The organism is Tannockella kyphosi (assembly GCF_021054785.1).
Lineage (GTDB): Bacteria > Bacillota_I > Bacilli_A > Erysipelotrichales > Coprobacillaceae > Tannockella > Tannockella kyphosi.
In genome coordinates this window covers 535,017-547,577 of record NZ_CP088239.1, presented here as the reverse complement: position 1 = coordinate 547,577, position 12,561 = coordinate 535,017, and the positions used below count along the sequence as shown (strand labels likewise).

General features: G+C 30.8%; 14 protein-coding genes, 1 riboswitch and 1 other annotated feature. All 14 genes read right to left on the bottom strand.

Annotated elements, in window-relative coordinates; all coding sequences use genetic code 11:
- Window positions 1-25: 25 nt before the first annotated feature.
- The 14 genes from LRR82_RS02925 to LRR82_RS02860 all read right to left on the bottom strand — a co-directional run bounded on the left by LRR82_RS02925 (window position 26) and on the right by LRR82_RS02860 (window position 12,409).
- Complete coding sequence (locus LRR82_RS02925; RefSeq protein WP_249030004.1) at window positions 26-670, bottom strand: ECF transporter S component; 645 nt, start codon at window positions 668-670, stop codon at window positions 26-28.
- Window positions 671-729: 59 nt separating this feature from the next.
- Window positions 730-842, bottom strand: a riboswitch (FMN riboswitch).
- Window positions 843-890: 48 nt separating this feature from the next.
- Entirely contained in the window at window positions 891-2,156 is a 1,266-nt protein-coding gene (locus LRR82_RS02920) for a S1C family serine protease (RefSeq protein ID WP_249030003.1), read from the bottom strand.
- A 76-nt stretch (window positions 2,157-2,232) separates the two neighbouring features.
- Complete coding sequence (locus LRR82_RS02915; protein WP_249030002.1) at window positions 2,233-3,438, bottom strand: sensor histidine kinase; 1,206 nt, start codon at window positions 3,436-3,438, stop codon at window positions 2,233-2,235.
- A 1-nt stretch (window position 3,439) separates the two neighbouring features.
- On the bottom strand, window positions 3,440-4,111 hold the full coding sequence (locus tag LRR82_RS02910) for a response regulator transcription factor (RefSeq protein ID WP_249030001.1): 672 nt from the start codon (window positions 4,109-4,111) through the stop codon (window positions 3,440-3,442).
- Window positions 4,083-5,060 carry a PhoH family protein gene (locus tag LRR82_RS02905; protein WP_249030000.1) on the bottom strand — a complete coding sequence of 326 codons (978 nt, stop codon included), beginning with the start codon at window positions 5,058-5,060 and terminating at the stop codon, window positions 4,083-4,085. The genes LRR82_RS02910 and LRR82_RS02905 overlap by 29 nt, the downstream gene beginning before the upstream one ends.
- On the bottom strand, window positions 5,044-5,973 hold the full coding sequence (locus tag LRR82_RS02900; RefSeq protein WP_249029999.1) for a sporulation protein YqfD: 930 nt from the start codon (window positions 5,971-5,973) through the stop codon (window positions 5,044-5,046). Before LRR82_RS02900 ends, LRR82_RS02905 begins: the two co-directional genes overlap by 17 nt.
- Complete coding sequence (locus LRR82_RS02895; RefSeq protein WP_249029998.1) at window positions 5,970-6,161, bottom strand: YabP/YqfC family sporulation protein; 192 nt, start codon at window positions 6,159-6,161, stop codon at window positions 5,970-5,972. The genes LRR82_RS02900 and LRR82_RS02895 overlap by 4 nt, the downstream gene beginning before the upstream one ends.
- Before the next feature lie 68 nt (window positions 6,162-6,229).
- Window positions 6,230-6,412: a 30S ribosomal protein S21 gene (rpsU, locus tag LRR82_RS02890; RefSeq protein WP_249029997.1), complete on the bottom strand. Its 183-nt coding sequence runs from the start codon at window positions 6,410-6,412 to the stop codon at window positions 6,230-6,232.
- 86 nt (window positions 6,413-6,498) lie between these two features.
- Window positions 6,499-7,512, bottom strand: a complete 1,014-nt coding sequence (aroF, locus tag LRR82_RS02885; RefSeq protein ID WP_249029996.1) for a 3-deoxy-7-phosphoheptulonate synthase — start codon at window positions 7,510-7,512, stop codon at window positions 6,499-6,501.
- A gap of 39 nt (window positions 7,513-7,551) precedes the next feature.
- Window positions 7,552-7,784, bottom strand: a binding site (T-box leader).
- Window positions 7,785-7,876: 92 nt separating this feature from the next.
- Window positions 7,877-8,992, bottom strand: a complete 1,116-nt coding sequence (locus LRR82_RS02880; protein ID WP_249029995.1) for an aldo/keto reductase — start codon at window positions 8,990-8,992, stop codon at window positions 7,877-7,879.
- Window positions 8,993-9,117: 125 nt separating this feature from the next.
- Entirely contained in the window at window positions 9,118-9,303 is a 186-nt protein-coding gene (locus LRR82_RS02875) for a hypothetical protein (RefSeq protein WP_249029994.1), read from the bottom strand.
- Window positions 9,260-9,535, bottom strand: coding sequence for a hypothetical protein (locus LRR82_RS02870; protein WP_249029993.1), 276 nt, complete (start codon window positions 9,533-9,535; stop codon window positions 9,260-9,262). The genes LRR82_RS02875 and LRR82_RS02870 overlap by 44 nt, the downstream gene beginning before the upstream one ends.
- A 786-nt stretch (window positions 9,536-10,321) precedes the next feature.
- Complete coding sequence (locus tag LRR82_RS02865) at window positions 10,322-10,615, bottom strand: hypothetical protein (protein ID WP_249029992.1); 294 nt, start codon at window positions 10,613-10,615, stop codon at window positions 10,322-10,324.
- Window positions 10,616-11,653: 1,038 nt separating this feature from the next.
- Entirely contained in the window at window positions 11,654-12,409 is a 756-nt protein-coding gene (locus LRR82_RS02860; RefSeq protein WP_249029991.1) for a Fic family protein, read from the bottom strand.
- Between the last annotated feature and the right edge of the window lie 152 nt (window positions 12,410-12,561).

Here is a 12,561-nt window from a genome sequence, read left to right as displayed (position 1 = left end):
AAAAAAAGCGAGTATATCGCTTTTTTTATTTTGTCTTCCAATATTTTTCAACTGGTGAAACAAACATATAAACAATTCCACAAATCATTCCTTTTAGAAAATTAAATGGGAAATAAATAATAAATATTGCTTGCCCGTACGCTGATAAACCAGATAAAATAGATGGTACTGTCATATTTGTCCCATATACCGAATTAAATGCATCAATATCTAAAATATATGGTAATTGGGTATACCATGTTGGTTGATTCATTAAATAGGTTGGTGTGACAAAATAATAATTAATGATAAACATAACTAAGGCAAATACACTCATGGAACAAACTAACGCTATTCCCTTTTTAATAATTTGTTTACGGAAAGGAATTATTTTCATAAAGCAATAATAACTAAGCGCAATGCTCAATGATGCAATGAGTGCACTAATTTGCCCAATTGCTAGTGGTCCTACCGGTCCTTTAATAAAAATAGATACCATGAACTTAGCGAAAATAATAAATATCGTATATCGTAATGATAATAATGATATAGCCATTAAAATAATGACTTCTGATAAATCAAATTGTAACCACGGAGCAAAAGGATAAGGAATTTCAATCACCCCTAACACCAATGCCATTGCAGTTAGTAAAGCTGCTAAAACGATCTCTCTTGTTTTGTTATTTTTCATAGTTTCCTCCTTATAATAAAAAAGATCATGAAAAAATAACCTTCATGACTAAAAAACATACTGTTCTTCTTTCATCCAGACTGTACTGTCGGTATAGGAATCACACCTATTCAGCTTACGCTCGCGGACTTTTACCGCCGGTCGGGAATTGCACCCTGCCCTGAAGATATTCTTTTCAAAAAAAGTATAACACAGAAAAAGAGTAGTTGTCCAGTGACAACTACTCTAATGTTATAGATAACTCATATTCTTGTCCATCTCTGTTAATCACTACTTCAACAGTATCTCCAGGGCTTCTATTATATAGGGCTGTAATAAAGCTCTTATATGTCGTTATTTGAACTCCGTCAAATTCAACAATAATGTCACCCGCTTCCATACCTGTATTCTTAGCAGCACCATCCTCAATTACACTAACCACATAAATACCTTGGCTTAAATCAGTATCAATACGATAATAGCTTAATTCATAACCAGTAAATCCATCCAATGAAACTCCACTAATTCCTAGAACAGGTCTAATTACTTCTCCATTTTCTAACAATTCAGCAACTACTTCCATTACATCATTAATTGGTAAACAAAATCCCATTCCTTCAACACTAGTATCACTAAATTTCATGGAAGTAATACCAATAAGTTGTCCTGCAGCATTTACAAAAGCTCCCCCACTATTTCCAGGATTGATTGCAGCATCTGTTTGAATAACATTCATATCCCAATCATCTACTCCATCATCTGTTAAATCAACAGAAACAGTACGATCAGTAGCACTAATAATTCCTTTTGTTACCGTACCAGCATATTCAATTCCTAAAGGACTACCGATTGCAAAAACAGTTTCACCAGTATTAATAGTATCACTATCTCCTATTTCAATAACCGAAACTTCAAAATCAACAGTAACCTTCATAACCGCTATATCGCTATACTCATCACTACCAATTAATGTAGCTTCTACTGTACTAGTATCCGCAAAGACAATTTGAATGCTTTCTGCACCTTCAATTACATGATGATTGGTAATAATATACACATCATTACCATCCGTATCATAAACAACACCACTACCACTACCTGTCATTTGACCATCGCTATAGACTGCAACTCCAACAACCGCATTACTAACTTCGGCTATCATTTCGGTATAGTCATCTTCTATACTTAAACTAACTACTTCCGTATCAAGTGAAGAATCAAGATCACTATCAGCCGTTATTTGTGTAATTAAAGTATATAAGTAAACATTCGTCCCTAATGATATCACAACCATAATGATAATGATCATTGGGAAAAAGCGCATAAAACGAGGATGCTTAGGACCTTTATGATGTGGCGGTGGTCTATGTCCATCTGGTCCATGGTGATGAGGTTCTTGAGGCTCTTTCACATCCTCCACTTCCACTATTTCTCCTTCTATCACTTCTTCTTTTGGTTCTTCTATATCTTCTAACTCATTGTCATAATCTTTGTTATATTCATCCATAATACTACCTCCTATTTATAAGAGTATTTTACCCATCAATTTTAGATAAATTTCTTCTATAATATGTGAAATTTTGTTAAGAAACTGGTATATGTACCGTAAACTCACTTCCTTTGTTTAATTCACTAACTACTTCAATAGACCCATTATTGTTCTCAATCACTTTTTTTACAATACTTAACCCTAATCCTGTACCCATATCAATTCCTCTTGAACGATCTTCTTGGAAAAAACGATCGAATATAAGTGGGATATTTTTCGCTGCAATCCCTTTTCCGTGATCTTTGACAATTAGTATCATCGTTCCCTCTTTGTAAAGTACGCTAATACGAATTATTCCACCATCAGAATATTTTATTGCATTAGAAATAAGGTTTGTAATAATTGTTTTCAAAGACTTATAATCCAATACTAAACCATCTTCTAACATAGTAATAAACTGAATTTCAATACCTTTTTCATTTGCTAGTTCTTGAAATAATTGAATTGTATTTTCAATTAGTTTATTAACATCTACAAAAACATGATTTAATTCTTGTTTCGGTCTTTCTAACTTTGATAACACTAAAATATCATCAATAAGATTTTGCATACGTTCACTTTCTTTTAATAATATTTCCATAAATTCCTTTGTTATTTCATCCATATCTCCACTACGACGATTCAATATTTCTACACTACCAATAATTGCAGACATTGGCGTCTTTAATTCATGTGAGACATCTGATAAAAACTGCTTTTGGAATTTTTCAATTTCTTTTACTTTAGAAACATCTACAAATAACAAAATAGTTCCATAAAACAATTGATTTTTAATTAATGGATTACTATCTACCTGATAATAACGTTCTCCTAATTTTCTTGTTTCATTATATTTTTTTTCAAAAAGATAACATTCTTGAACAATTTGTAATAACCCTTGTCCTAACACATCTTTATAATACTTTCCTTGTATATCAGAAAGTCCAAAATTATCTTTAAAACTATTATTAGTAAAACAAATAATACCATTTCTATCAATATATAACATTGGTGAAGACATCGTTTTAATTAGTGTTTTTAATATTTTTTGATTTAAAATACGTTCGTTTTCTACTGCTTTTATTTGCGTATTCTTTCTACGACGATAATCTGACATTTCCTGATCAAACTTTCCCTTTTGATTCATCTCCATCAATATTAAGGCACACATATATACAATAAAATAAAGCCCACTTAAACTGGCATCATACATTAACGCTAATAAAACAACTATTCCTAATCCTATAATTCGTGTAATCATCCTATTCTTCCTCTACCAATTTATAACCGACACCTCGAACAGATTGAAAGCGAACATTGCTATTTTTTAATTTGCTCTTTAATTTAAAAATATGTATATCTACTAATCGTGTGTCTCCATCATAATCAAATTTCCATATATCCATCAATAAATCTTGTCTTGATAATACTTTTTCTGGTTTTTTCAAAAACATCATCAACAAATCATATTCCACCTTTGTAAGAATGATTTTTTCATTTTTACAATAAACATCGTGACTAGAAATATCCATTTTAATATCACTATACGATAAAGTATCATAGGAATGTTGATAGTAACGACGTATATGCGCATCTATTCTTGCCATTAAAATACTAGCATGAAAAGGCTTCGTTAAGTAATCATCTGCACCTGCCTCTAATCCTTTTATAATATCATTTTCTTCACTTCTTGCTGTTAATAGTATCATTGGTTTTAAATAACCCTTATTTCTTGATTGTTCAATGATTTCTATACCAGACAGTTTCGGCAACATCCAGTCTACAAGAACTAAATCATATTGATTTTTAATAATTTGTTCTACTGCAAATTCACCATCATACAATGCTTCTACATCATAGTCTTTTTGTGTTAGTTCAAATTGTAATATTTTATTAATGGATAAATCATCTTCTATTATTAATATCTTTGTCATTTTCTTTTTCATATCTTTCTATAATACTTTGGACTACTGGATGTCTTACAACATCCATTGCTGATAGTTGAATAAATTGAATACCTTTTACACCTTGTAAAATATTCATAGCTTTTATCAATCCTGAAGGTACTCCCCTAGGTAAATCAATTTGAGTTACATCTCCTGTAATAATCATTTTGGAATTAAAACCCAAACGTGTCAAAAACATTTTCATTTGGTTTTCTGTCGTGTTTTGTGCCTCATCTAAAATAACATAAGCATCTTCTAATGTTCGTCCACGCATATAAGCCAAAGGAGCAATTTCAATAACTCCCTTTTCAATTAGTCTTTCTGTTTGTTCCACACCTAACATATCATGTAATGCATCATATAATGGCCTTAAATATGGATCCACTTTTTCTTTCAAGTCCCCAGGTAAAAAACCTAGGTTTTCACCCGCCTCCACTGCTGGCCTTGTTAATACTATCTTTTTAACACGATTGTTTTTAAGTGCATCTACTGCAAAAACAACTCCCAAATAAGTCTTTCCTGTCCCTGCTGGTCCAATCCCAAAAACAACATCTTTATTTTTTAATGCATGATAATAAATTTTTTGACCTAGTGTTTTTGGATAAATAATTTTTCCATTTATTGTTTTTGCAATACGAATAGAATATAAATCATCCAATTGATCTAATTCATTCTCACCATTTAATTTAATCGCATAAACAACATCTCTTTTTGTTATTTTAATTCCCTTTGTTACCAAATTCAACAATGCTTGAACAATTCTATCGACTTGTTCAAAACACTTCTCTTCTTTATATTCTACAAACAATTCATCCCCTCGAAAAGTAATAAGACAATCCATAGATTCTTCTAATAGTTTAATATTCACATCTTGAACCCCACAAATCAGGGCAATATGTTCCATTGTATGTCCTTCTAACTTAATTACCTTCTTCATTCACTTCTCCTCTTGTCCCAATATTTTCAATACATGTATATTGAATTTCTAATATTCTATTACCATCTATTATATCATATTTTAAAATAATTTCCTTGTCAATTTTATCAATTGTTGTCAATGAACCTCTGGCTTTTAACAACAAATATGCAAAATCTTCCGCCTCATCATTCGTCGATTGCATCGATACATTAACCGTATAGTAAGTATAAGCATACACTTGTCCCTCTACCGGAATCAGTTTCACCTCATCACTAGAAGATACAATCGTATTCGATACTAATAAATCTCCAATCTTTACATAATCATTCACTTCTACTAAAACATTCCCATCTTCTACTTCAATTCTTTGAATAACACCGTCTTTTATAGCTACGATATTTTCAAAACTTAATTCTGTTTTCGTCGTTCCTCTAGCATCCGTATATTCAAGATTAAAAACACTTCCCTGAAGATAGATATTTAAGTAATCAATTTCTTCTTGCATCTGTAGTTTTAATGTATCATATAGGTTTACTAATTCTTGATTTGTAGGAATAGTATTTCCTATTTCAATTCCCATTTGTTCAAATGTATCGGAAATTAGACTGTTTGTTTCAAGATTAGTCCCAATAATGTTGATTTTAAAAATATAATGCGTGCTTAGATAAAAGGAAAAACAAAAACAAAAGATGCCTATTAAATTTTTCCAACTAAAAAGAAGTAACATACAATAATGTATTATTCCAACACTATAAATAGGTTGCAATGCTATTTTTCTAAAAGTTATTCGATGAATAATAGATGCATAAAACAGATATTGACCTCTTTTGTTTTTTTGAAGATTATGAATTATTATTTTTTTCTTCTTACAAAAATCTAAAAAATCAATAATGGAGCTTATGTTTGCTTCATAATAATCATATCCCATCATAAAAAACTTACCGTCCTTATTTTTCCAACAATAATCAATTCATCAAAAGAATAATAATTAATTTCTAAGTTGGTACCGTAAATATGTACAATGGATTGGTTTAATTCTATATCTATTTGATATTCATTTAGGATAAGTAGCTTTTTATAATGTTTAATTACTACTTGATTTTCTTGTATTATTAACATATTCATCACCATTCTATGTATATGTAAATAAAAAAAAAGAATGATAGATATCTATCATTCAAGTTTTATTATCTTTTGCTTTTATTGTTTTTTCTTGCAGCTTCAGATTTTAATTTTCTTTTTAAACCTGGTTTAACATAGAATTCTCTTTTACGAGCTTCTTGAAGGGTACCTGTTCTTGATACTTGTCTTTTAAATCTACGTAATGCGTCATCTAAAGACTCGTTATCTCTAACTACAGTTTTTGCCATATTCATTTTTCCCCCCTTTTCGTTCTAACATACAATTGCTATTATAAAGAAAGTTAAAGATAAAAGCAAGGACTTTTGTAAAAAGATTAGATTTGTTTTCCTACAACCTTTGCAATTGCTCCAACTTCTTTTATTAATTTTGCATACTTTTCTGGTTTTAATGATTGTGGTCCATCACACATTGCACATTCTGGATTATTATGCACTTCTACCATTAATCCGTCACACCCTGCTGCTACTGCTGCTTTTGCCATTGGTTCTACTAACCACCATTTTCCTCCAGCATGACTTGGATCAATAATAATTGGTAAATGTGTTAGTTTTTGTACTACTGGGATTGCTTGTAAATCTAATGTGTTTCTTGTATAGCTTTCAAATGTACGAATCCCTCTTTCACATAAGATAACATTTGGATTCCCATGAGCCATAATATATTCTGCTGACATAATCCATTCTTCAAATGTTGCACATAATCCTCTCTTTAATAAAATTGGTTTTTTTACTTTTCCTAATTTTTTTAATAAATCAAAGTTTTGCATGTTTCTTGCTCCAATTTGAATTAAGTCTACTTTTTCTTCAAATTCTTCAATATAACTGGCATCCATTAATTCTGATACAATTGGTAATCCTGTGATTTTCTTTGCTTCTACTAAAATATCCAATCCATTACTTCCCATCCCTTGGAATGCATAAGGTGATGTTCTTGGTTTGAATGCTCCACCACGTAACATATTTGCTCCAGCAGCTTTTGCTGCTTTTGCTATTTCTACCACTTGTTCTACACTCTCTACTGAACATGGTCCTGCAATTAAAGCTAAGTTCTCTCCTCCCACTTTAACACCAGCTACATCAATAATAGAATTCTCTGGGTGCATTGCTCTATTTGCTAGTTTATAAGGTTCACTAACATGCATTACCTTATCTACTGAATGCAATACTTCTACTTGTTTTGGATCTACTTTTGTTGTATCACCAACAACTCCAATAATTGTTACAATTTCTCCTTTAGAAATATGAGCATTACAACCTAAGTCTATAATTGTTTGTTCCATTTGTTTGATTTCTAATTCTGTTGCTTCTTTTTTCATTACGATAATCATTTTTCTTTCCCCCTTAAAATATAAAAAACTCATCCTAATCATAAGGACGAGTTATCGCGGTACCACCTTAATTCGCTTATATATCACTATATAAACCTCACTGAGTACTTACATACTCGCACAATATAACGGTTGTAACCGGAGGTGCCTACTATTGTTTCAACACTCTACTCCAAGATGTATTCCAATATTATGTCTATCAGCTTTTTCACCAACCAAGCCTTCTCTAAATAGAATAATTTATTGTACTATTTTCTTTTCTTTGTAATTACCGTTATTTTATACAAAGAAATCTATTTTGTCAAATAGAAAGATTAATTTATTTTGATTTTATTAGGATATAAAAAAAGCAACGAATGTTGCTTTAAGCTGTAGTATAGGCTACTACTTTCTTTAGATCATCAATAATCTTAATTTGTTGTGGACACATTTTTTCACAAGCACCACAACTTTTACAAATATCTGCTGTTTTACCTGTCATAGAAATTAATTTATCTTTAAATTTTTCATGTTGTCCATATACATGTGCATTGTTCCAATATTTAAAATTAGTTGGAATATCAACCCCAAATGGACAAGGCATACAATAACCACACCCGGTACATCCATTTTGTGTTCTCGATTTTAATATACCTACAACTTCTTGTACTAATTCTAATTCTTGTTGGTTTAACATTTCAAAGTTATTAAAAGTCGTTAGATTATCTAATACATGTTCATAGGTAGACATCCCGCTTAAAATCACTTTAACATTTGGTAATGTTCCTACATAGCGTAATGCCCAAGATGATAATGTTGCATCAGGTTTTGCTTTTGCAAACATTTCCGTAATATCTTCTGGTAATTCTGCTAAAGAACCTCCTTTGATTGGTTCCATAACAACGACTGGTATTCCACGTTTTTCTGCAAGTTCATAGCCCTTCATACCAGCTTGTACATCCATATCCATATAATTTAATTGTAATTGACAAAAATCCCAATCACGATAATTTAAAATTTCTTCAAAAACAGGATATTCATCATGGAAGCTAAATCCAATATAGCGAATTTTCCCTTCTTCTCTTAGTTCATCTACAAGAGAAAGAATATCACATTTTAAAATGGTATCCCATTTTCCTTGATCTAATGCATGTAATAAATAGAAATCAATATATTCTACATCTAATCTTTTTAATTGATCAAAAAATATTTCTCTTGCTTGTTCTTTGCTTTTTATGTGCCAAATAGGTAATTTCGTGGCCAAAAAGAAATCTTCCCTATTGTATTTTTTTAAAACTCTTCCTACAAAAGGCTCACTATCGCCATCATGATAAGGAAATGCAGTGTCAATATAAGTAACTCCTTCACTCATTGCTTTATCAATCATTTTTTCCGATTCTGCCTCATCAATACTTCCATCTTTGTTAGTTGGAAATCTCATACAACCAAATCCTAACATTGATGGTTGTACCCCCAATTTAGGAAATTCTCTATTTTTCATATTTAATCCTCGCCTTCTTATACAAAATATTATATACATAATACACTCTCTTGAAAACACCTTTTCATTATTTGTAAAAACCACATCTGCTAACGATTGGTGTGGTTCAAAGATAGGTGCTTAGATTATAATGTTTTTAAATCTACATCTACTGCTTGTACAATTTCATCAGGTATTTCACCTGATAATTTAGCTACTTTTGCTTTTTCATTAGTAAGTAATGTTCCTGATTTTGTACCTACTGAAAAATTTATCTTCTTTCTCCTCCTATTTGAAGAAATATGTTTGTTCAAATGCACTACATATTGCATTTGAAACTCTACCTGATTTATTTGCACCTCCTACTACCAAAACATTATCACACGCCTCTTTAAAACTATCAATTAATACTGAATCAGTTCTAACCCCTAAAAATAAGACAACCATATCACGAGCTATTTCCTTATCTTCAACACCACCATCTACAAATATTTTATCTTTTGTGATTTCCATCAACTCTGTAGATATTTGTGTTTTTACACCTAGTTTTTCTGCACAGTGCATACATGAAACACATGGTCTAATTGCTAATGAATCACCCGCTTTTGCTTTATTTACCCAATCGGATTTGCCAAGTGTGGGTGTCCTAATACAACGAAATCTAGATTATCTTCCACAATCAGCATATTCTCGTAGCTGTATAACCCAACAAGCCATCACAGGAATATCCCCAGTTTCTTTAATTGTTTTACTTAAATTACGTTTCCATCCTTGTTCATAAGACATTGGTTCAGTAGAAACATTAGGATTAGAACAACCTCCCGCACTAACATGAATCGATCAACACACCCATATCAATAACATGTATTATGAAAGGCTTTATATACCCTTTTTATTTTTTTACAAAAAGCATTACATTAATCCGACTCAAAAGCATACCCCATACTTCAAAGCACCCTTGAAAATACGACGGATTATAAAAAATAATCAAAAAAACAGATAGGCAAAACCATGCTTGAAACCAACTTTTTTAGATTTATACTTTACATTGGGACTAGTTATTTAAAATGTCTTTAATAGACCATAAAAAAACCTTTAGCATACGATATGCTGAAGGTTTTCTAGTGTCCTCTCTTTTGAAAAGGTTACTGCAATTACAAGCTTAACAGATGCGTGCAGATCATTATTTTTATTTTTTATCGAATGTATGTAGTATAACTGAAGATAAAATCACAAAGCCAAAATAAGTAAATGTTCCTCCTAGCATATCAGATCCAGGGAATGAAAGTAGAAAAAACAAAATACAAAACAAAGCAATATAAATCATTATACATGAAATAACAAATTTTTTTATAGATTCAAACATACTTTAGCCTCTCTTGTCAAAACTCCATCGAAGTTCTGAATATATTCTTTTTGAGTTTCCAAAATTTCAGTTGTTTTTGAGACACTAACAAGTTCTCCCTCATAAGTGAAATTTGGATCAATTTCATAAAGTTCATTTACGATTTCTATTTCTTCTTGGAGCAATGGCCCAAATGCATTTTGATCAAGTTCACTAGCACTAGCTTGAATAGCTGATAAACATGAAATCATCATTACAAAAATTAAAAAAGCATTGATTGTTTTTATATAAAGTTTCATTTTAAATTTTCCTTTCTGTTACCGTAAATATTTAGCAAATTATACCTTATTCACATAGAATGCCAACGGATTACCATAATATCACATAAAATAGCGAAAAGCAATGATAATTACCTATAAGTAAGTCTCTGTATATCATAAATCTATTTCCTCTATAAATTACTTATAAAACTAGACAAAAAATCTTTAGCATATGATATGCTGAAGATTTTTATTTTTTTAATACATTCTTCTTTATCTGTTCCAACGAATTAACATCTCGTATGAAACCAAAGTTTCTCCAATGTCTATCATAATTTTCTAGAAGATAATCAAGTACAGTCATTTTATCAATCTGAATCTGTGCATATGGAACATCTAAATCAGTATAAATACCTAAATAACGAACATAATTATTTTCTTTTCTTAAGGCTGAATATGATCCCTAGAACTAGGTATCACCCTATTTTCTAACATTCATTAAATAATGTTTTAGAAAGACCAAATTTATAATTGATTATTCCTACTGGGGCAAATTCAGGAAAAATTTTTCAATAATTTCTGTAGCACCTTGCAACTCTATATCACAGACTAATTTTAAGACCTCTATATCCTTATTCATTAAAGTATAAATGTTTTTAGATTTATGCAAATGACTCATACGTATACTCATTACTAATCATTTATAGTCTTGACTTTCAGTCAAGACTACCCGTAAAAAGTTGTGGAAAAAGAGTGTAGCCTGTGGAATGTCTTTTTATGTAGTTCGCAAGGGCGGTACGCAACGTTTACCCTTGCGAACGGAAGAAAAAGTCGCTAAAAATAAAGCGTGGACTACCCCTTTACACATACCCAAAAAAAGAACTCGCTTTAAGAAGGAACTGAGAAAAGCTAAAAAAGGAGACAATGAAATTGTATCGTAGCCTTTGACTTTAAAAACTTGCACCCATCAAAACCAAATAGAAAGGGTGCAAGTTGCGATTTTTTAAATTTAAAAAGTCGGCATTAATTTTTTTCTGATCCATTAAAAAAAGTCTATGCGTGCAGCATAGACTTCATTTATCTGATTAAATCTTGTTGTTTATCTGGTAAAAATTTTTCTGCCATAGTTTCATAGATATCTTGACTATGTAAACACGTATCTAATAAAAATCCTTTTTCATTATCATATTCTTGTAATCCACGAATATAAAATTCCTTATTTTGGTCTGAAATAATAAAAGGTACTATTTCGTGTTTTAAGCACTCTTTAAACATAATCATTCTTCCTACACGACCATTCCCATCTCCAAACGGATGTATTCTTTCAAACATAACATGAAAATGAATAATATCCTCTATTCCTGGACTATCTATCGTATTGTAACTATCAATCAATTTTGCTATTTCTTCATCTACTTTTGCAGGTGCAGTAGTTTCAATCACATTGAACATACTAATTATATTTTCCATCACCTTAAAGCCACCTACATTGTATCTTGGATTTAACTCATCTGAAGTATTTCTTTTTAAAATGACATTCATTTCTATCATCATTTCTTTTGAAATAGGATCATCAATATGCTGTAGCATAAAATCAACTAATTGAAAATGGTTTCTAGCTTCTGTAAGATCATCCAATTTTAAGACTTCCATTTCCTTTGTTATCACAGAACCCTGATTAAAAATCATTTCTACTTGATCTTCAGTTAGCCTACTCCCTTCCATCTTATTAGAATTATAAGAAAAGACAACTTGTGACCAATGATAAATATTTCCTTTAAACCTTGATTCCATCTGTTCTACTAATTCATCTCTAATTACTGTTACATCCACATATAACACGTCCTTTCAAAATAGATTATACCATATCTCCCTTCACATTTTCATATAAACGAAGTTGATAATGTATTAGAAACTGTCCTGGGTATACTTCCAGTTTGTGCTAATGTTTTAGTTTTACAAAAGTCTCCAAATAGCAATGCCTT